Origin of the sequence: Streptomyces sp. NPDC056231 (assembly GCF_048270745.1) — a bacterium.
Lineage (GTDB): Bacteria > Actinomycetota > Actinomycetes > Streptomycetales > Streptomycetaceae > Streptomyces.
Map to the genome: position 1 here is coordinate 83,058 of NZ_JBLVKW010000025.1, position 19,623 is coordinate 102,680.

Below are 19,623 nucleotides of genomic sequence, written 5' to 3' on the forward strand. Positions count from 1 at the left end.
CTCACCCCGCGGTAACCACCCACTCAAAAGTGGGTACTTGATCACTCCGAGGCCTGCGACCAGCCTAATCTCCATGACTGACAACACCCCTGAGAAGCAGCCGCTCACCCTCCTCGGGCTCGGTGCCATGGGCACCGCGCTCGCCCGGACCTGGCTCGCCGCCGGGCATCCGCTGACCGTCTGGAACCGCAGCCCCGCCCGTGCCGAGGCGCTGGCCACCGAGGGGGCGAGCGCGGCCGGGACGGCCGCGGAGGCGGTGGCCGCGAACCGGCTCGTCGTCCTCTGCCTGCTGGACGACGCCTCCGTCGGGCAGACCTTGGCCGGCGCCGACCTCGCCGGCAAGGACCTGGTCAACCTCACCACTTCCACTCCGGGCCAGGCGCGCGCACTCGCCGCGTGGGCCCAGGAGCGCGGCGCCCGCTTCCTGGACGGCGGGATCATGGCGGTGCCGCCGATGATCGGCGTCGCGGGCTCCGGCGGCTACATCTTTTACAGCGGGTCCCGCCCCCTGTTCGACGCGCACGGGGAGACGCTCGCCGTGCCGGCCGGCACCACCTATACCGGCGAGGATCCCGGCTTCGCCGGCCTGCACGACGTGGCGCTGCTGAGCGCGATGACGGGGATGTTCGCGGGGGTCGCACACGCCTTCGCGCTGATCCGCAAGGAGAACATCGACCCTCGGGCGTTCGCCCCGCTGCTGGCCGACTGGCTCACCGCCATGGCGCCCGCGGTGCACGCGACTGCCGCTCAGCTGGAAAGCGGCGACTACCGCGCGGGCGTGGCCTCCAACCTCGCCATGCAGGTCGCGGCCAGTGCGACGCTGCTGCGCACGGCCGAGGAGCAGGGGGTCAGCGCCGAACTGCTGACCCCCTACCTGGCGCTGATGGAGCGGCGCCTCATGGAAGCGGAGCGGGGCGGCGAGGAGGGCACCACGGGCGTCATCGACCTGCTGGTGCGCTGAGCGCCGCCGACAGTGCGGTCCCGGGTGTCCGTGCCCTACCGGTCACGCGGGTCCGCCGATCGGCGGCCGCCGCGGTGGGGACCAGGGCCCGCGTACCAGGCGGATCCGCCCCTGGTCGGAGGCCTACGCCGCCCCGGTTGCGTACGGTCGGACCATGACGACCGACCACGACCGCACTCTCGACCTCGACGCGTACTTCGCCCGTATCGGCTGGGCCGGGGAGCGCCTCCCCACCGTGGAGGTGCTGCGTTCCGTGCACCGCGCCCATGCGCTGGGCATCCCGTTCGAGAATCTGGACCCCGTGCTCGGCAGTGCGCCCTCACTGGCGCTCGCGGACCTCCAGGCGAAGCTCGTACGCAGTGAGCGCGGCGGGTACTGCTACGAGCACAACACCCTCTTCGCCGCCGTGCTGGCCGAGCTCGGATTCACGGTGAGGCTGCTCTGCGCGCGCGTGGTGCTGGGGGCCGCGCCGGGGGACGTACGGCCGCGCACCCACATGCTGATGCTGGTCGACGTGCCGGGCGAGCCGACCCCGTATCTCGCCGATGTCGGCTTCGGCGCGAGCAGCTCGCTGCTGGAGCCGATCGCACTGGTGGCGGACGCGGAGCTGCACGACGCACCGCGCCGTCACCGGCTCGTCCACGCACCGCACGACGGCCCGCTGCCGCTGTGGAAGCTGCAGACGCTGTCGGCGGGCGGGGAGTGGGAGGACCAGTACGCGTTCACGCTGGAGCCGTTCGAGGCACCGGACTACGAGGTCATCAACTGGCACATCGCGACCAATCCGCGCTCCCCGTTCCAGCACCTGGTGTACGTCCAGCGCACCACTGCGGACCGCCACATGGCACTGTCCGGCCGGAAGCTCACGGAGACGGCGTCCGACGGCACGCAGAAGGAACGGGAGCTGGCGGACGGCGACGAACTACTGCGGGTCCTGGCGGACGACTTCGGCATCCGCCTCCCGGAGGGCACGCGCCTGCCCGAGTGAGGGCGGCGACCCATTCGCGTGGCGCATCTCACCCGCCCCGGCCCGTCACACACCCATTCCAAGCCGCGTCACGGTCCCCGGCCAGGGTTCCCACGGCCGGGGACGGCGGGTACATGGCGATGGAAGACCGGGCGGGCGAACCGGGTTCCCCGGGCGGGTCAACCTGCGGGCAAACCCCGCGCACCCTGCGAAACACCACCGTATCCTCGCTGGCATGCAGGTCATCCAGTCGACGAAGCTCGCCAATGTCTGTTACGAGATCCGGGGCCCCGTGCTCGAGGAGGCGATGCGGCTGGAAACAGCTGGTCACCGCATCCTCAAGCTGAACACCGGCAACCCCGCGGCGTTCGGGTTCGAGTGCCCGCCCGAGATCCTCGAAGACATACTGCGCAACCTCTCCGGGGCGCACGGTTACGGCGATGCGAAGGGGCTGCTGTCCGCGCGCCGCGGGGTGATGCAGCACTACCAGACCAAGGGGATCCCCCTCGACGTCGAGGACATCTACCTGGGCAACGGCGTCTCCGAGCTGATCCAGATGTCGATGCAGGCGCTGCTCGACGACGGCGACGAGGTGCTCGTACCCGCGCCGGACTATCCGCTGTGGACCGCCTCCGTGTCGCTGGCCGGCGGTACGGCCGTGCACTACCGGTGCGACGAGCAGGCCGACTGGATGCCGGACCTCGCGGACATCGAGCGGAAGATCACGGACCGCACCAAGGCGATCGTGATCATCAACCCGAACAATCCGACCGGTGCGGTCTACGACGACGAGATGCTGCGCGGGCTGACGGAGATCGCCCGCCGCCACAACCTGGTGGTCTGCTCCGACGAGATCTACGACCGGATCCTGTACGACGGAGCGACACACACCCCGACGGCGGCCATCGCGCCCGATCTGCTGGTGCTCACGTTCAACGGGCTCTCCAAGAACTACCGGGTGGCGGGTTACCGGTCCGGGTGGCTGGCCGTCTGCGGCCCGAAGGGGCACGCCGCCTCGTACATCGAAGGGCTGACGATCCTCGCCAACATGCGGCTGTGCGCCAATATGCCGTCGCAGCACGCGGTGGCCGCGGCGCTCGGCGGGCGGCAGTCGATCGACGACCTGGTGCTGCCGGGCGGGCGGATCCTGGAGCAGCGGGACGTCGCATACGACCTGCTGACGCAGATCCCGGGCGTCACCTGCGTGAAGCCGAAGGGGGCGCTGTACCTCTTCCCGCGGCTCGACCCCGCGGTCTACAAGATCAAGGACGACCGGCAGATGGTCCTCGACCTGCTGCGGGCCGAGAAGATCATGGTCGTGCAGGGTACGGGGTTCAACTGGCCGGAACCCGATCACTTCCGGATCGTGACGCTGCCGTCGGCCAAGGATCTGGCGGACGCGGTGACCAGGATCGGCGCGTTCCTGGACGGGTACGGGCAGCCGTGAGACAACCGGATCCCGACACCGCTCAACTTTAGACTGAATCCAATGTAGGATGGTCTCCTGACCGTGAGCAGGAGGCCATCCCCATGTACGAGCCGATCCGCACCAAGTCGGTCCACTCGATGGCCGGCGCAGCGCAGTACCCCCACCGCACCCGCGAGGAGGAGCTGGACATCCAGCTCGCCGGGCATCTGGCCGCCCTGCTCGCCGTCACCGACGAGCTGGGGCTCGGCCGGCCGGGCGACCGCATTGCCGAGCAGGTGGCCCGGCTGCGCGGGGCGCCCCCGGCGCGGCATGCCGCGCTGACCCGGGCCGACCCCGCCGCATTGCACCACCGGGCGCTCACCCTTGCCGGCCGCGCGCTCGTCGTCGCCGCGTCCCGCGCGGACACCGCCGCTGCGATTCTCGCCGCCGAGCGCATGGACGCACACACCGCCGCCCTGCATGACGCCGAGCTGATCGGCGCCCCCTGACGGCCCCGGTCCGCGGGCCGGGGAGGCGCGCGGACCGGGTGCCCTTCATGTGCCGTGCCCGGCCGCCCGGGCTGTCGGCTGTCCCTCCGCGGGCACCGGCCTGTGCCGCGAAGACTCCCCGGCCGGGCCACCGCGGCCCCGCCGGCCCCCGGTCAGGCGTTCACGAGTTCCCTCGAGCCCAGCTTCTGCCGGGCGAATTCGAGGTTGCCGACCACCCGGTCGTGGTGCTCGGGGGGCACCTTGCCGCTCTCGAGGAGGCGTTGGTTGCAGCGCTCCGACTCCTCATAATTCCCGGTCCAGTAAGCGGATACGGCGAGTTCGTCGAGCGAGCACCAGTCGTACCACTCGAACTCGACGAACAGAATGTCTTCCGGGTACGGGATCTGCGCTGCTTGCTGCGCAAACATGTACGCAAGTGGCCAACGCTGGCCGTTCAGGCGGCAGTAGCGTGCGAGTTCACCGATTGCTTCGGCGCGCGAGGGACGGCTTTCGTGCGCGCGGAGGTAGCGGTCGATCACCTCGGCCGGCCGCCGGCCGAGCTCTACCGCGATCCGTGCGGCATAGAGGTGGGCACAGAAGACTTCCTCGGCGAATCCGCCCATGCCGGCCCGGCGGTCGTAGGCGGCGAGTGACTTCTTCGGCTCTCCGGCATCGCGCCAGCTCTGGGCGAGATAGAAGACGTAGCGGGAGTTGTCGGGTTCCTTGATCAGGCCTTGCTGAAGGACCTTGGCGTCACGCAGGTACTTCTTCCGCTGCCCTTCTCCCCTCAGGCGTGCGCCACCACCCACCGAGAGGATGTTGGCGCCTTCGAACGTCCCGAGGGTGTACGGCGTTCCGCAGTCGATGTACTCGTGCAGGACGCCGACGTAGCGCCAGGGCAGCCGGGTTGAGACCAGAGCGGGGCGCCAGTGGATGAGGGGTCCGTCGTGCAGTGCGACGTGGTAGGCGTCGTGGGTCAGCTCCGGCATGCGAAAGCCGGGCTCCACCTCCATCTCGTCGTCGGCGTCGATGAACAGCAGATAGTCCGCTTCGGCACGCGCCAGGTCGATCGCCTCGCTGCGGCTCCCGTCGTACCCCTTCCAGGGACTTTCGTGCAGGGCGCCCGGCAGGTCACTGAAAACATCACGGATGACGTCCTGAGTGCCGTCGGTCGAGCCGGTGTCCAGGATGACCCACGTGTCGATCAAAGGGCGCACGGACTCGAGGCAGCGTCTGATGACCGGGGCCTCGTTCTTGACAATCATGTTCAGGCAGACCGTTGATTTCACGGGTCACCTCCAACTCGGTGAGGCAGAAGACCTACGTCACGACATCAGCTCGGGCGCTTGAGCAGGACGAAGCCCTGTTCCCTGGCCACGGCGACATATCCCTGTGCCTGGGCATTGCCCAGGGCCTGCTGTTCCTCGAGGACGTTCTGCGGCCACCGCTGATTGAACGGCACCCAGGTGTCGACCATGATCCACTGAGGATCGGGGCGACTGTCGGCCCAGCCGTAGAGGCTGACACTCGTACGGTTCGTGAGCTGGGGCACGAGCAGATTGGATGCCTGGACCGTGGCGCCGTCAGGGATCCGGTCCATCAGACGGTGGGCGACAGCGATGCGGGGATCGTCCCGCCAGGTGGCCGGCTGGACAAGCTGCCAGAACGGATACTGCGGAAGGACCAGGAATGTGATCGCAGCGGACCCGGCGAGGTATCGTCGCAGGCTGCTCCTGCTCGGCTTCCGTCGGATCAAGGCGTCGATGAAGGCCGCGAAGACGATCGGCATCAGCACGAGCGAATAGTGGTAGGCGGTGCCCCAGTGGGTGCTGAGCTCTGAGGCAGCCCGCCACAACAGGGTCGGCACTGCGATCCACATCAACGGGGACCGCAGGGCCAGGAACAGGGTCGGGGCCAGCACGAGCAGGAGCGTCGAGACCTTGGTCTCGGGGGTGATGAGACCGATCGTGTTCTTGTACAGCAGATCCGTCAGCCCACCCCCACTGCCTTCCGGGCCATTCAGCCAGTGCCAGTAGTCGTAGGACCCGTTCGGGCTGAAGGCCGGCAGAATGACCATCGTCGCCAGCAGCGCCCCGGCCAGACCGACTGCGGCGGTGATGATCCCGAGCTTGCGGTCGCCGCGCCGGGCGATGACGAGGCCGATCACGACCACGGTGAGCCCGAGGTCCTCCTTCACCAGCAGCAGAGGCAGAGCCCAGCAGACCGCGGCACGCATCCGGCCCGTCGCGAGAGCGGTGAGTGAGCATGCGAGAAGAGGAACGGCGAAGGCCCACTCATGGAAGTCGGAGCCGACCCCGCTCGCGAGACCCCAGGAGAGGCCGTAGCAGACCCCGATGACCGCGGCGGCGGGGGAGCCCAGCGCTCGGCGTGCCCACAGAGTCAGGGGCACAACGCTCGCGGCGATCAGCGCCGCCTGCACCACGAGCAGGGCCATCGCCGAAGGCCACAGCCGGTAGACGGGTGCCACCAGGGCCAGAATGGGAGAGAAGTGGTCCCCCAGGATGGGAAAGTCCGGACCCTTGATTTCGGAGACGGGCAGGTGCCCATGCGCGTAGGAGCGGACGACCTGCTCGAAGATTCCCAGGTCGAAGCTGTGGGAGAGCATGCGCTGATGGATACGCAAGGACAACGTCGCGTACGTGAAGAACAGCGTTCCCGCCAGGGCCCAGATCCACCACGGGATGTCGGAGCGGCTCCCGCGAGACGGTTCGACTGCCGGCCCTTCAGCCACAGTTGATTTTTGTTGCACCGGGAGCGTGGCACTGTCGGTGGGTGGGGCTTGCATGACTTATTCCTTCCGGAAAGCTGACCCTGAGGGCCTCAAGATGCCAGCAGCCTTCGCGGCTTGGCTCTGAGCCGCCACGTGCGCGCGCAAAATACTCCGAACAGCGGCACACCTGGGGTGTGGTGGAGTCACCCGCGCTTCTCGCGAGGGGCATCGGCCGATGCCTGCCGCACCGTTACCGACTTGATGACGACAGCCTTCCTCGGCTTTCCGTCGGAGGATCCGTCCTGCGTCCCGTCCCTGGCGATCGCCTTCAGTACGTCCAATCCGCTCACGACTTTCGCAAAGGGAGTCCACGCGGGCGACATGGGAACGGCAGGATCGGCATAACTGATGAAGAACTGACTGCCGTTCCTACCGGGAACCACCTTTGACATCGCCACGACGCCGGCCGAATATTCGGCTCCGTCCAGATTCTCGTCATCGAAGAAATAGCCAGGATCGGCTGCGCCTTCTCCTTTGGGGTCACCGCAATCCAATACGAAAATCCCTCGGGTCGTGACACGGTGACACTTGCTGCCGTCGTAGTACCCCTTCCGCGCCAAGAAGGAGAAGGAGTTGGTGGCGCAGGGCGCCTTGCCGGTCAAGGCCTCCAAGGTGATGGTTCCCCGGTTTGTCACGAGTTCTGCCCTGTACGGCCTGGCTGCGGCGGAGGCGTCGAAGGTGGGAATTCCCACAGCCTTTGCACCACTGGTGAGTTTGTATGAGCACGTGGCCGGCGGTTTCGCATCGACGCTGTCTCTCGTCAGGGAGACCGCTGCCCATGTCAGTCCTGAACACGTCGTGGTCACGGCGAGTGCGACCGTCGCCACCCTGACCACACGCTTTCTGACCCTGGTGCGGAAATTCATCTTTCCTTGAAAATCTCTGACGGACATTCGAGCCTCGATTTGGCGAGTGGGGGCTGATGAAGCATCCAGAGCGTATCCATCCGAGTGTGTGTCGGCCGCACCGACACACACTCGGGATTGAAACCACTACTGGGCCGCGTGGCCCAACTCTTCGACGTGCTATCCCCTTTCAGCCCCTGCATCGCTCTGCCGATCGCCTGAACGTCTGGTGTGTCTCGCCCATTTTCTTGCATACGCCCTCGAATGTTGCGTCAGAGGCTCTGCGTGCCTCTCGAGACCACTCCATTCGGTTCCACAAGGAGCAAATTCATGAGTCCTGAGAACAGGACCCCCGCACGTCTGGGCCCGGTGCCCCGAGGTCGCAAGTGGCTGGCCGGCGGCACGATGGCAACGCTGAGCCTTGTCGTGCTGGGCTTCTCCAGCCCTGCGATGGCGGCCGCCCAGAGTGCCTTCTCTCCGGGCGAGATGAGCCGTCCTGCGCTTATGGGCGGTGACAAGTGCGAGCGCGAGAAGAACAAGCACGACAGGGACAAGTGCTGCGACCACCACAAGAACAAGCACGACAGGGACAAGTGCAAGGAGAAGGAGAAGGGCAAGCGCGGGCCCACCGGGCCCACCGGGCCGACGGGTCCCCGCGGCGCCACGGGACCGACCGGACCCACGGGTGAGAACGGAGCCACCGGAGCCACGGGACCGACCGGACCCACCGGACCCACGGGAGCCACCGGACGCACCGGAGCCACGGGACGCACCGGAGCCACCGGAGCCACCGGACGCACCGGAGCCACGGGACGCACCGGAGCCACCGGAGCCACGGGACGCACCGGAGCCACTGGAGCCACGGGGCCGACCGGAGCCACGGGACCGACCGGAGCCACGGGTCAGAACGGAGCCACCGGAGCCACCGGAGTCACGGGAGCCACGGGACCGACCGGACCCACGGGACCGACCGGACCTACGGGACCGACCGGAGCCACCGGAGCCACCGGAGCCACCGGAGCCACCGGAGCCACCGGACGCACGGGACCGACCGGACCCACCGGAGCCACCGGACGCACCGGAGCCACCGGAGCCACCGGAGCCACGGGACGTACCGGAGCCACGGGCGCCACCGGAGCCACGGGACGTACCGGAGCCACGGGCGCCACCGGAGCCACGGGCGCCACGGGAGCCACGGGTGCCACGGGTGGGACCGGGCCGTGCATCAATGTCACCTCGACGCAGCCCAACGGCAACGAGCAATTCCTCGGCGCACTCTTCAACGGGCAAGCGTTCTACGGTAGGCGCCACCTCGTAGACGGCGGGGGCCCGGAGAATCAGAACATCACCTTCGGGTCGGCGAACACCGCAGGCTGGGGAAACCTGAGCACAATCACGGGCTTCCCCACGGACTCCCCCGTCTGCGGCATCTCGGTCGACGCCAACGGAAGTGACGCCTTCTACAAGATCATCACCACGGATGGTGACGTCTACACCCTGCACTGCGCCGCCAACGGGCAAACCCTCGTGTGCCCCGCCGAAGGTTCGCAGTGGAGGGAAGTAACGACTCTGCCGAACGCGCCGACTTTCGGCCCCAGCGAGCCGTTCGAGAAGGGCGAACCACTGAACCCGAGCGAGCAGTCCAGCCTGATGGACCAGCTGATGGAAAGCCTCGCCGCCAACGGGGCGATGGGGCCGGGCATGGACGCAGTCGAGAAGGGACTCTCGAAGAACTAGAAACGGTCCCGACCTCGTTGGGATCCCTCTGAAGTGTGCCGTGCCCGGGATCGTCCGGGCACGGCACACGTGCGTGCGCCGCGCGGCGCAGCCCAAGTTCCCACCTGTGACCGGGTTGCCGGAGAGAATCGGCCGCTCCCGTTGCGTACTGGGATGCGCACTTCACCTGCCGTCCACTCAACTCGGCCTGGAATGTGGGTTTCCGCGAGCAGTCTGCATCCGTGAGACGCATCGTGGGAATCGTCCTGGCGGTGCTGCTGATCGGCGGAGTGGCAGTAGCCGTCGTAGCAGGCCGCGACAGCAAGGACACGAGCACGGCAACGAAGACCGTGCGTGGAGTGATCGGGTCGGAGAAGGCGGAGTTCTTCGCCGATCCCGATGTGGTGAAGGCCCTTGCTGCCAAGGGATTCACCGTGAAGGTGGAAACGTCCGGGTCCTGGGCCATGGACCGACTGCCCCTGAAGGAGTACGACTTCGCCTTCCCCGGCTCGAAGGCTCCGGCCGATGAGCTGCAGCGCAAGTCCTCCGTCAAGGGCGGCCCGCTCAGGCCCTTCTACTCGCCGCTCGTCGTCGTCGCGCACCGCGGCGCCGCGCAGGTGCTGGCGGACAACGGGCTGGCGACACTGACCGGCAAGTCCAGCGGGAAGCTGCGCATGGCCCCGTATTTGAAGGCGGCGAAGGCGGACCGGACCTGGCAGCAGCTCAAGGGCACGGATAAGCACGCCGAGCTGACCGGGACAGTGTTCATCGCGAGCACCGATCCTGTCGCATCCAACTCCGGCGCGCTCTACCTCGCCGCCGCCTCGTACGTCGCCGACGGCGGCCGGGTCGCCGCCGACGACGCCGCGATCGACCGCACTGCGCCGCTGCTGAAGAAGCTGATCCAGGTGCAGGGCGCGCAGCAGACCAGCAGTGACGCGCCGTTCCGGGACTTCATCAGCGGAGTCGGCAATCCGCTGGTCCTGGTGTACGAGTCGCAGGTCGCCTCGCTGCTGATGCAGAAGCAGCAACAGGAGCTCGGGGACCTGGTCGTCCTCTACCCGGACACCACCGTCTCCAGCGATCACACCCTCGTACCTCTGACCGCCCCGGGCCGGCAGCTCGGCGAGCTGCTCTCCGCCGACCCCGGGCTGCGCAGGCTGGCCGCGCGGCACGGCTTCCGCCCTCAGGGCGCGGCAGCCGAGTTCACCGCCGCGACCGGTGACCACACCGACTACATCGACCAACAGCTGACCGGGATCCGCCAGGCGCCCGTGCCCACCGCAACGGTGCTGCGCGCGATGGCCCGCCGGACCCGTGGCTGATGACACACGCCTTCCGGGAGACCTCACCCATGACCGAAACCGAGCCGCAGCCGCTCGTCCTCACCCCGCCCGAGCCCGTCGCCCCCGTCCGCACCGAGCAGGCCGCCGGCCTCGTCCCGGTCGACGACTCCGTCCGCACGGAGATGACGCGGCGGGCCGCCGAGTACGTCGCCGGCCTCGCCGGGCTCGATGCCCGCTCGCCCGAGTTCACCACCAGGATCGGGGAGATCGCCGCCCTCGGGCAGGGCGACATCCGAAGCGCCGCCCAGCAGTCCAACCGGATGCTGGACCGTACGGTCCGTGAGCTCTCGGCCGGGCCGGGGGACGGTGACGCTCGGTCGAGGGTCGGTGCCTCGCTCGTCGAGCTGCGCCGCACCGTCGAGGACCTCGACCCGCGTGACACCCCCGGTCGCGGGGCCCGCCGGCTGCTGGCGAAGCTGCCCGGCGGCAACAGGCTGCGCGATCATGTCGCGAAGTACGCCTCCGCGCAGTCCACCCTCAACAGGATCGTGGGATCGCTCCGCGGCGGCCAGGACGAACTGCGCCGCGACAACGCCGCCCTGCACACCGAGCGCACCCGGCTCTGGGAGACGATGGGCAAGCTCCAGGAGTACGTCGTCCTGACCGAGGCCCTGGACGGCGCGGTCGAGCAGCGCATCCGGGCGACGGAGGCCGCCGACCCGGTGCAGGCGGACGCCCTGCGGGCCGATGTGCTGTTCCCTGTACGGCAGAAGCACCAGGATCTACTGACCCAGCTCGCGGTCTGCGCGCAGGGGTACCTGGCGATGGATGTCGTGCGCCGCAACAACGAGGAGCTGATCAGGGGCGTCGACCGCGCAGCGACCACGACCGTCTCCGCGCTGCGGATCGCCGTGATGCTGGCATCGGCGCTGGAGAGCCAGCGCAAGGTGACTGAGCAGGTGCAGGTGCTGCGCTCCACGACGGAGGATCTGATCCGCGGCAATGCGGAGATGCTCGCCACCCAGAGCGGGGAGATCCAGCGGATCGCCGCGGACCCGGCGGTGGGCGCGGAGACACTGCGGACTGCGTTCCAGCAGATCTACCGGACGCTGGACGCGATCGACACGTACAAGGTGCAGGCGACCGAGTCCATGGCGGCGACGGTCGAGTCGTTGACGGCCGAACTCCAGCAGGCCGGCACCCACTTGGAGCGCAGCCGGACGGCGGGGGCCCTTGAGGGCGGCGGTCTCGGATGAAGGGCCGGCTCAGAAGGCTGCGCCGTCGGGTGTCGCGCAGGCTCGCCGCGCTCCTGGCCGCCGCGGCGCTCGTGCCGGTCGCCGCGTGTTCCGCGGCGGACGGTCCCGCGGCGTCCGGGAAGAAGGACGACGGTGCTCCGCGGGCGGGCACGCTGCGGGTGCTGGCGTCCAGTGAACTGGCCGATATGAAGCCGCTGTTGGAGCAGGCGCGGAAGGCCACCGGGATCACTGTGCGGCCCACCTGGACCGGGACGCTCGACGCCGTCCAGCAGCTCGGCTCCGGGAAGGCGGACGAGGCGTACGACGCAGTGTGGCTGTCGTCCAACGACTATCTGCGGCTCCACCCGGAGGCGGCGAAGCGGGTCACGTCCGAGACGCCGCTGATGGCGTCGCCGGTCGCCATCGGCGTCAAGCCGGCAGTGGTGAAGCGGCTGGGCTGGGACCCGTCGCGCGTCACCTGGTCGCAGGTGCACCGGGCGGTGGCCGACGGGGAGCTGACGTACGGAATGACGGATCCGGCGCGCTCCAACTCCGGTTTCGCCGCGCTCGTTTCGGTCGCTTCGGCGCTGTCGGGCGCCCAGTCCGCGCTGACCGACGCCGATGTCCGCAAGGCGAGCGGAAAGATGGAGGAGTTCTTCGGCGGGCAGCGGCTGACCTCCGGATCGTCCGGCTGGCTGGCCACCGCGTACGCCCGGCGGGGCACGGTCGACGCGCTGATCAACTACGAGTCCGTGCTGCTCTCCCTGAGTCGGGACAGTCGTACCGGGCTGACGGTGATCCGCCCGCGCGACGGTGTGGTGACGGCGGACTACCCGCTGAGCCTGCTCTCCGCCGCCTCGCCGGAAGCGAAGGACTCGGTGCGCGCCCTGACCTCGTACCTCCGCTCCCCCGCCGTGCAGCGGCAGCTGACCCGGGAGACGTTCCGCCGCCCGGTCGTCACGTCCGTGCGGCCCGCGGCGCCGCTGGCCGCCGAGGCGCGGCGTGAACTGCCTTTCCCCGGCTCGCGATCCGTCGCGGACGGGCTGCTCGACCGTTACGAGAACAAGCTCCGGCGGCCCTCGCGCACCGTGTACGTCCTGGACACGTCCGGGTCGATGAAGGGCGAGCGGCTCCGGAAGCTGAAGGCGGCGCTGACCGGGCTGACCGGGGACTTCCGGGAGCGCGAGGAGGTCACGCTGCTGCCGTTCGGGTCGTCGGTGAAGCGGGCACGTACCCATACGGTCGATCCCACCGATCCGCAGGCGGGACTTGCGGCGATCAAGGCGGACACCGCCGCCCTGACCGCGAGCGGCGAGACGGCGATCTTTTCGAGTCTGGAGTCCGCCTACGACCGGCTGGGTCCGGACACCGGGTCCGCGTTCACCTCGATCGTCCTGATGACGGACGGCGAGAACACGACGGGCGACTCGGCCGACGACTTCGCCCGCTTCTACCGTTCGCTCCCGGCTGCGCGTCGCGTCACCCCCGTCTTCCCGGTCGTCTTCGGCGACTCGGACCGTGCGGAGCTGGACGCGATCGCCTCCCTGACCGGCGGCCGGCTCTTCGACGCGACGAAGGATCAGGGGCCGGGCTCCCTGGACGGTGCCTTCGAGGAGATCCGTGGCTATCAGTAGAGCGCCGGGCCGGTTCCTGGCGTACATCGAGTCGCGCAAGAACCTCACCGGGAGCGCCTGCGGGATCGCCGGGCTCGCCCTCACCTTTACCGGGCTCGCCGGCGCGTACTGGCCGGTGGTGATCGTCGGACTGTACGGCGCAGGTGCGCTGATCGCCCCGCCGGAGCGGCCACCCGCCCCGGACTTCCCCGACCCGTCGTCCCAACTGGATTCGTTGCGGGCCGACTTCGTGACCCTGCGGGCCTATCTGGACGAGGTCGAGCTGCCGCCCGCCGCGTCCGGGCGGCTCGTCGAGCTGACGGAGCTGCTGGCAGGGCTGCTCGACCCCGGCTGGGTCTCCGAGGCCTTCGCCACCGATCCGGAAGGCATCCACGCCCTGTCGCGCGCCGTGCACCAGGACATCCCGGAGTCCGTCGACACGTATCTGCGGACACGGTGGTGGACCCGGATCGCACCGGGCACCGAGCCGCCCGAGCGCCATCTCGAACAGCAGCTGTCGCTGCTCCACCGGGAGGCGGAGTCGCTGGTCGCAGGGTTGCGGGAGGCCGAGGCGCGTCGGCAGCAGACGCACACGCGGTACCTGGAGGACCGGGGCCGGTCCGACTAGGTCCTGTCCTGTCGATCTTCGTGGATCAGCCCGGGGCGCCTGGTGCGGCGCATCGCAAGGCGGAGGATCGTCCTCGTACTGGACGTACGTGGGCGAGTCCGACAACGCGGCGAGGTGCCGCGCCAGGCACCCCGGGCCCACGAAGATCGGCAGGACAGGACCTGAGCCCCGACCGCCGGCATGGAGTCCCCCACATCCTCAGCCGGCCTCCGGACGGCTCGGCCGAAGGCCATGTGAAGGATCATCGAGGCAATGTGAAGGTCCCGCGCGCACGCTTACGGCGACGCGCGGACGTTCTCTATAAAAAGGGGCGGGAAAGGGCGGCCCCCGGAACCGTAAGGGGGTTCCGGGGGCCGTTCCGCGGCGGGCTGTTGACCCCACAGGTCAGGGCGGATGTCGAAAGGCCCGGCCACGGGGATCGCGGGGGCGCACTTCAGGAGTGCGCCCCAGGGGCGTCAGCCCAGGCGCTGGACCAGCGCGCGGTACTCGTCCCACAGTTCCTTCGGCGTGTGGTCACCGAAGGTGTTGAGGTGCTCGGGGACCAGCGCCGCCTCCTCGCGCCAGACCTCCTTGTCGACCGTGAGCAGGAACTCCAGGTCGGACTCGGAGAGGTCCAGGCCATCGGTGTCCAGGGAGCCCTTGGCGGGCAGGATGCCGATCGGCGTCTCGACACCCTCGGCCTTGCCGTCCAGGCGCTCGACGATCCACTTCAGAACACGGCTGTTCTCGCCGAAGCCCGGCCACACGAACTTGCCCGCGTCGTTCTTGCGGAACCAGTTCACGTAGTAGATCTTCGGGAGCTTCGCCTGGTTTCCTCCCCGCGCGGCGTCGCTGCCGATCTTGACCCAGTGGTTCATGTAGTCGCCCATGTTGTAGCCGCAGAACGGCAGCATGGCGAACGGGTCGCGGCGCAGCTCGCCGACCTTGCCCTCGGCGGCGGCGGTCTTCTCGGAGGCCACGTTGGCGCCGAGGAAGACACCGTGCTGCCAGTCGAAGGACTCGGTGACCAGCGGTACGGCCGAAGCACGACGGCCGCCGAAGAGGATGGCCGAGATCGGCACACCCTTCGGGTCCTCCCACTCGGGCGCGATGATCGGGCACTGGCCGGCCGGGACGGTGAAGCGGGCGTTGGGGTGGGCGGCGGGCGTGCCGGACTCGGGGGTCCAGTCGTTGCCCTTCCAGTCCGTGAGGTGCGCGGGGATCTCCTCGGTCATGCCCTCCCACCACACGTCGCCGTCGTCGGTGAGCGCGACGTTCGTGAAGACGGAGTTGCCCCACATGGTCTTCATGGCGTTGGCGTTGGTGTGCTCGCCGGTGCCGGGCGCGACTCCGAAGAATCCGGCCTCGGGGTTGATCGCGTAGAGACGGCCGTCCTCGCCGAACCGCATCCAGGCGATGTCGTCGCCGATGGTCTCGACGGTCCAGCCGGAGATCGTGGGCTCCAGCATGGCGAGGTTGGTCTTGCCGCAGGCGCTCGGGAACGCAGCGGCGACGTACTTCGCCTCACCCTGCGGCGGCGTGAGCTTGAGGATCAGCATGTGCTCGGCGAGCCAGCCCTCGTCGCGGGCCATGACCGAGGCGATGCGGAGCGCGTAGCACTTCTTGCCGAGCAGGGCGTTGCCGCCGTAGCCGGAGCCGTACGACCAGATCTCGCGGTCCTCGGGGAAGTGCGAGATGTACTTGGTGGAGTTGCACGGCCACGGAACGTCCTCCTGGCCCTCCTCCAGGGGCGCACCCAGCGTGTGGACCGCCTTGACGAAGAAGCCGTCGGTGCCGAGCTCGTCGAGGACGGCCTGACCCATGCGCGTCATGGTGCGCATCGAGACGGCGACGTACGCGGAGTCGGTGATCTCGACGCCGATCGCGGAGAGCGGAGAGCCGACGGGGCCCATGCAGAACGGAACGACGTACATCGTGCGACCACGCATGGAGCCGCGGAAGACACCCTTCTCACCGGTGAAGATCTCCCGCATCTCGGCGGGGGCCTTCCAGTGGTTCGTCGGGCCCGCGTCCTCCTCCTTCTCGGAGCAGATGAAGGTGCGGTCCTCGACGCGGGCGACATCGCTCGGGTCGGAGGCGGCGTAGTACGAGTTCGGGCGCTTGATCTCGTCGAGCTTGGTGAACGTGCCCTTGGCCACGAGCTCCCCGCACAGGCGCTCGTACTCGGCTTCGGAACCGTCGCACCAGACCACGCGGTCCGGCTCGGTGATGGCTGCGATCTCGTTCACCCAGGAGACGAGCTCCTGGTGACGGGTGGGAACAGTGAGGGGAGCCGCGATGTCGCGCGCCACGATCGCTCCTTGTTGAGGGTGTCTTTTGGGCTGTTGCCCCGTGGGGGCTGCGACCCGGATGCTTCGTAGCCGCTCATCCGGTGCCGACCATACTCATTTGATCATCCGACCGAATCGCCCATATGTCCAGGGGGGCGCCCACGTGAGCATCGCCACTCGCGTCCGCAACCTACGGTGGCGTAGGTAGCATGCGGTCATGACTGCTGCCGCCGCCGCGCCCGAACCAGCCGAGGTCGAACCAGCCGAGGTCGAACCAGCCGAGCCGGGCCCGGCCGAGGTGGCGCCGGACCCGGTGAAACCACGCATGCGCGGCTGGCTGCATGCCGGAATGTTCCCCGCGGTGCTGATCGCGGGGATTGTTCTGATTGCACTCACAGACAGTATCCGCGGCCGGATCGCCTGCGGCATCTACATCGCGACCGCATGCCTGCTCTTCGGCGTGAGTGCGGTCTACCACCGCGGCACGTGGGGTCCGCGCGGCGAGGCGGTGCTGCGCCGACTGGACCACGCCAACATCTTCCTGATCATCGCGGGCACGTACACGCCGCTGACCCTGCTGCTGCTCCCGGAGTCGACCGGGCGTCCACTGCTGTGGGCGGTCTGGGCGGCAGCGGCGGCCGGCATCGCCTTCCGGGTGCTCTGGGTCGGCGCCCCCCGCTGGCTGTACACCCCCTGCTACCTGGCGATGGGATGGGCGGCGGTCTTCTTCCTGCCCGATTTCATGCGCACCGGCGGGATCGCGGTCCTGGTCCTGGTCGTCGTCGGCGGCCTGCTCTACAGCGCGGGCGGCGTCATCTACGGGATCAAGCGACCCAACCCGTCACCGCGATGGTTCGGCTTCCACGAGGTCTTCCACTCACTGACCCTGGCCGCCTTCATCGTGCATTACGTCGGCATCTCGCTCGTGGCGTACAACCACGCCTGAGCACCCCCTCCCCACCTTCCAGGGCCGCAGCTTCCGAGCTGCGGCCCTTTCGCATGCCGAGGCATCGTCACCCGCCCGCCGCATTGACACCCAAACCCTTTTGAGAGTTACTGTCACTTGACTTCGACCCTCGAAGGAGTGGGCCATGAATCGACGCTGGTGGGCCCTGGGCGCGCTGGTCGCGAGCCTGCTCGTGCTCGGATTCGACATGACGATCCTCAACGTGGCGCTGCCGACCATGGCCGAACAGCTCGGCGCCAGTCTCGGCGAACAGCAGTGGATGGCCGATGCCTACATCGTTGTCTTCGCCGCACTGATGCTCCCGGCGGGACTGCTCGGCGACCGGTTCGGCCGCCGCCGGGTCCTCATCACCGGCCTCGGCGTCTTCCTGATCGGCTCACTCGTCGGGGCGCTGGCCGGCACCGTGCCCGCCGTCGTGGCCGCCCGCTGCGTCATGGGCATCGGCGGCGCGCTCGTGATGCCCCTCGCCCTCGCCGTGGTGCCCTCGCTCTTCGGCGAACCCAGGGACCGGGTCAAGGCGGTCGGCATCGTCTCGGCCGCCTCGGCACTCGGGCTGCCGCTCGGCCCGATCATCGGCGGCTGGCTGCTGGACCACTTCTGGTGGGGCTCGATCTTCCTGATCAATATCCCGATGGTGGCGATCGGGATCGCTGCCTGCGTGTTCCTGCTCCCGGAGACCCGCGACCCGGCCGCCCCGAAGGTCGACGCGCTCTCCACCGCCCTGACCGTGACCGGTCTCGGCGCCCTGATCTACGCGATCATCGAGGCACCCGGGCGCGGCTGGGGCGATCCGCTGATCCTGGCGATGCTGGCCGGCAGTGTTGCGCTGATGGCTCTGCTGGTCGGGCGGGAACGCACGATGACCCGCCCGATGCTCGACATGACCCTGCTGCGGCATCGCCCGTTCCTGCTGAGCACGCTGACCGCGACGCTGATCATCTTCGTGATGTCGGGACTGATGTTCCTCATGCCCGCTTACCTGCAGTCGGTCCTCGGCCACGACGCGCTCGGCACCGGTGTGCGGATGCTGCCGATGATGGGCGGCCTGACCGTCGCCGCGAAGACCGGCGGCGCTGTCACCGCGCGGTTCGGCGCGCGGGCCACGATCGCCGCCGGCCTGGTCGTGCTGGCCTTCGCCTCGTTCCTCGGCAGCCGTACGACGATCGACAGCGGCTACGGCTTCACCGCACTGTGGCTGTCCCTGGCCGGCATCGGCTTCGGATTCTCGGTCGTCCCCGCCATGGACACGGCGCTCGGCACGCTGCCCGCCGACCGTGCGGGCAGCGGATCCGGACTCATGATGACCGTACGGCAGACGGGCAGCGCCCTCGGTGTCGCCCTGCTGGGCTCGCTGCTCGCCGGCGTGTACGCCGGCAGGCTCGACACGACGGACGTACCGGCGGCCGCCGCGGACCGTGCCGGGGACTCCGTCGTCGCCGCACATGTCGTCGCCGACCGACTCGGTGTGCAACGGCTCGCGGACTCCGCGAACGTGGCGTACGTGCACGGCATGAGCGTGGTCCTGCTGGTCATCGGCGTCGCGTCGCTGGTGACCGCGCTGCTGGTGGGGGCGCTTCTGACGGACGCCGGCCCGTCGCGGACCGAGGACGCCGACGTGGTCGCGGAGCCCGTCGATGCATGAGAATGACGACCATGGCCGCCACCTCCCGTACCTCCTCCGCCACCTCCGTCGAGGCGCAGCCCCGGCTGGGGCTGCGCGAGCGCAAGAAGCTCAAGACCCGGGTGGCGATCCGCCGCGCCACCTACCGGCTGATCGCCGAGCAGGGGTACGACGCGACGACGGTCGAGCAGATCGCGGAGGCGGCGGAGGTGTCGCCGAGCACGGTGTTCCGTTACTTCGCCGCCAAAGAGGACATCGTCCTCACCGACGAGTACGACCTCCTCATGGAAGCGGAGTTGCGGAACCGTCCCGCGGACGAGCCGCCCCTGGAGTCGCTGCGGTTCGTCGTGACGGAGGCGCTGACGGCATTCCTCGCCACCGAGGAGGAGGAACTGTGCCAGCGCACCCGGCTGATGGTGGAGGTCCCCGCGATCCGGGCGCGGATGTCGGAGACCATGTCGGACACGGCGAAGGTCCTGGCCCAGGTGCTCGCCGACCGGAGCGGCCGCGGCGCCGCCGACCTGGAGGTCCGGGTGTTCATCGCCGCAGTGCTGGGGGCGCTGCGCGAGGTGACGTTGTACTGGGGCGAGCACGACCAGAAGGGCGACCTGATCGCGATGATCAACCGGGCCATGGACACGCTCGAGGGCGGCCTGACGCTCTGACGCCCCGGGGACACCAGGGGTGCGCCCCAGGCTAGGGGGTGTCCGGCGGATCAGGGTCGGAGAGGTCGCGGCGTCCGGTGCGGTGCATCGCAAGGCGCCGGAGCGTCCTGATAGCGGAGCTATCCGGGCGTTTCGGCAACGCCGCGAGGTGCCGTGCCGGAC

At 69.0% G+C, this 19,623-nt stretch carries 17 protein-coding genes; 13 read left to right on the forward strand and 4 right to left on the reverse strand.

Annotated elements, in window-relative coordinates; translation table 11 throughout:
• Positions 1-73 precede the first annotated feature (73 nt).
• The 4 genes from ACNPQM_RS20625 to ACNPQM_RS20640 all read left to right on the forward strand — a co-directional run bounded on the left by ACNPQM_RS20625 (position 74) and on the right by ACNPQM_RS20640 (position 3,845).
• Complete coding sequence (locus ACNPQM_RS20625; RefSeq protein WP_358857873.1) at positions 74-961, forward strand: NAD(P)-dependent oxidoreductase; 888 nt, start codon at positions 74-76, stop codon at positions 959-961.
• 154 nt (positions 962-1,115) lie between these two features.
• Positions 1,116-1,949: an arylamine N-acetyltransferase family protein gene (locus tag ACNPQM_RS20630; protein WP_418085175.1), complete on the forward strand. Its 834-nt coding sequence runs from the start codon at positions 1,116-1,118 to the stop codon at positions 1,947-1,949.
• 214 nt (positions 1,950-2,163) lie between these two features.
• Positions 2,164-3,375 carry a pyridoxal phosphate-dependent aminotransferase gene (locus tag ACNPQM_RS20635; RefSeq protein WP_358857871.1) on the forward strand — a complete coding sequence of 404 codons (1,212 nt, stop codon included), beginning with the start codon at positions 2,164-2,166 and terminating at the stop codon, positions 3,373-3,375.
• Between the two features lie 83 nt (positions 3,376-3,458).
• The gene (locus ACNPQM_RS20640; protein ID WP_418085176.1) at positions 3,459-3,845 is read left to right on the forward strand and encodes a hypothetical protein; all 387 of its coding nucleotides are present in this window, start codon (positions 3,459-3,461) and stop codon (positions 3,843-3,845) included.
• A gap of 152 nt (positions 3,846-3,997) precedes the next feature.
• On the opposite strand, the gene ACNPQM_RS20645 is transcribed toward ACNPQM_RS20640, so the two are convergent.
• From ACNPQM_RS20645 to ACNPQM_RS20655, 3 genes are all read right to left on the reverse strand, one after another.
• On the reverse strand, positions 3,998-5,089 hold the full coding sequence (locus tag ACNPQM_RS20645) for a tetratricopeptide repeat-containing glycosyltransferase (RefSeq protein WP_358857869.1): 1,092 nt from the start codon (positions 5,087-5,089) through the stop codon (positions 3,998-4,000).
• Positions 5,090-5,157: 68 nt separating this feature from the next.
• Positions 5,158-6,450 carry a DUF2079 domain-containing protein gene (locus tag ACNPQM_RS20650; protein WP_418085177.1) on the reverse strand — a complete coding sequence of 431 codons (1,293 nt, stop codon included), beginning with the start codon at positions 6,448-6,450 and terminating at the stop codon, positions 5,158-5,160.
• Positions 6,451-6,758: 308 nt separating this feature from the next.
• A complete protein-coding gene (locus tag ACNPQM_RS20655) occupies positions 6,759-7,217 on the reverse strand; it encodes a peptidylprolyl isomerase (protein WP_418085178.1) in 459 nt (152 codons plus the stop codon).
• On the opposite strand from ACNPQM_RS20655, the gene ACNPQM_RS20660 reads away from it, so the two are divergent.
• The 6 genes from ACNPQM_RS20660 to ACNPQM_RS20685 all read left to right on the forward strand — a co-directional run bounded on the left by ACNPQM_RS20660 (position 7,192) and on the right by ACNPQM_RS20685 (position 13,938).
• Positions 7,192-7,491, forward strand: a complete 300-nt coding sequence (locus ACNPQM_RS20660) for a hypothetical protein (RefSeq protein ID WP_418085179.1) — start codon at positions 7,192-7,194, stop codon at positions 7,489-7,491. The two genes, ACNPQM_RS20655 and ACNPQM_RS20660, sit on opposite strands and share 26 nt — an antisense overlap.
• 299 nt (positions 7,492-7,790) lie before the next feature.
• Positions 7,791-9,197: a hypothetical protein gene (locus ACNPQM_RS20665; RefSeq protein ID WP_418085180.1), complete on the forward strand. Its 1,407-nt coding sequence runs from the start codon at positions 7,791-7,793 to the stop codon at positions 9,195-9,197.
• A 194-nt stretch (positions 9,198-9,391) separates the two neighbouring features.
• On the forward strand, positions 9,392-10,501 hold the full coding sequence (locus tag ACNPQM_RS20670) for a hypothetical protein (RefSeq protein WP_418085181.1): 1,110 nt from the start codon (positions 9,392-9,394) through the stop codon (positions 10,499-10,501).
• Entirely contained in the window at positions 10,501-11,718 is a 1,218-nt protein-coding gene (locus ACNPQM_RS20675; RefSeq protein ID WP_418085182.1) for a toxic anion resistance protein, read from the forward strand. Before ACNPQM_RS20670 ends, ACNPQM_RS20675 begins: the two co-directional genes overlap by 1 nt.
• Positions 11,715-13,331 carry a substrate-binding and vWA domain-containing protein gene (locus ACNPQM_RS20680; RefSeq protein ID WP_418085183.1) on the forward strand — a complete coding sequence of 539 codons (1,617 nt, stop codon included), beginning with the start codon at positions 11,715-11,717 and terminating at the stop codon, positions 13,329-13,331. Before ACNPQM_RS20675 ends, ACNPQM_RS20680 begins: the two co-directional genes overlap by 4 nt.
• On the forward strand, positions 13,318-13,938 hold the full coding sequence (locus ACNPQM_RS20685; protein WP_358857861.1) for a hypothetical protein: 621 nt from the start codon (positions 13,318-13,320) through the stop codon (positions 13,936-13,938). The genes ACNPQM_RS20680 and ACNPQM_RS20685 overlap by 14 nt, the downstream gene beginning before the upstream one ends.
• A 455-nt stretch (positions 13,939-14,393) precedes the next feature.
• On the opposite strand, the gene ACNPQM_RS20690 is transcribed toward ACNPQM_RS20685, so the two are convergent.
• Positions 14,394-16,229, reverse strand: a complete 1,836-nt coding sequence (locus tag ACNPQM_RS20690; protein WP_358857860.1) for a phosphoenolpyruvate carboxykinase (GTP) — start codon at positions 16,227-16,229, stop codon at positions 14,394-14,396.
• Positions 16,230-16,425: 196 nt separating this feature from the next.
• On the opposite strand from ACNPQM_RS20690, the gene trhA reads away from it, so the two are divergent.
• The 3 genes from trhA (at position 16,426) to ACNPQM_RS20705 (ending at position 19,461) form a co-directional block, all read left to right on the forward strand.
• On the forward strand, positions 16,426-17,154 hold the full coding sequence (trhA, locus tag ACNPQM_RS20695; RefSeq protein WP_418085184.1) for a PAQR family membrane homeostasis protein TrhA: 729 nt from the start codon (positions 16,426-16,428) through the stop codon (positions 17,152-17,154).
• 145 nt (positions 17,155-17,299) lie between these two features.
• Positions 17,300-18,817 carry an MFS transporter gene (locus ACNPQM_RS20700; protein WP_358857858.1) on the forward strand — a complete coding sequence of 506 codons (1,518 nt, stop codon included), beginning with the start codon at positions 17,300-17,302 and terminating at the stop codon, positions 18,815-18,817.
• A 2-nt stretch (positions 18,818-18,819) separates the two neighbouring features.
• Entirely contained in the window at positions 18,820-19,461 is a 642-nt protein-coding gene (locus ACNPQM_RS20705; protein WP_418085191.1) for a TetR/AcrR family transcriptional regulator, read from the forward strand.
• Positions 19,462-19,623 lie beyond the last annotated feature (162 nt).

Coding starts and splice junctions, on each gene's coding strand:
- ACNPQM_RS20625 (WP_358857873.1), top strand. CDS start 74: ATGACTGACAACACCCCTGAGAAGCAGCCGCTCACCCTCCTCGGGCTC.
- ACNPQM_RS20630 (WP_418085175.1), top strand. CDS start 1,116: ATGACGACCGACCACGACCGCACTCTCGACCTCGACGCGTACTTCGCC.
- ACNPQM_RS20635 (WP_358857871.1), top strand. CDS start 2,164: ATGCAGGTCATCCAGTCGACGAAGCTCGCCAATGTCTGTTACGAGATC.
- ACNPQM_RS20640 (WP_418085176.1), top strand. CDS start 3,459: ATGTACGAGCCGATCCGCACCAAGTCGGTCCACTCGATGGCCGGCGCA.
- ACNPQM_RS20645 (WP_358857869.1), bottom strand. CDS start 5,089: ATGATTGTCAAGAACGAGGCCCCGGTCATCAGACGCTGCCTCGAGTCC.
- ACNPQM_RS20650 (WP_418085177.1), bottom strand. CDS start 6,450: ATGCTCTCCCACAGCTTCGACCTGGGAATCTTCGAGCAGGTCGTCCGC.
- ACNPQM_RS20665 (WP_418085180.1), top strand. CDS start 7,791: ATGAGTCCTGAGAACAGGACCCCCGCACGTCTGGGCCCGGTGCCCCGA.
- ACNPQM_RS20675 (WP_418085182.1), top strand. CDS start 10,501: ATGACACACGCCTTCCGGGAGACCTCACCCATGACCGAAACCGAGCCG.
- ACNPQM_RS20680 (WP_418085183.1), top strand. CDS start 11,715: ATGAAGGGCCGGCTCAGAAGGCTGCGCCGTCGGGTGTCGCGCAGGCTC.
- trhA (WP_418085184.1), top strand. CDS start 16,426: ATGACTGCTGCCGCCGCCGCGCCCGAACCAGCCGAGGTCGAACCAGCC.
- ACNPQM_RS20700 (WP_358857858.1), top strand. CDS start 17,300: ATGAATCGACGCTGGTGGGCCCTGGGCGCGCTGGTCGCGAGCCTGCTC.
- ACNPQM_RS20705 (WP_418085191.1), top strand. CDS start 18,820: ATGACGACCATGGCCGCCACCTCCCGTACCTCCTCCGCCACCTCCGTC.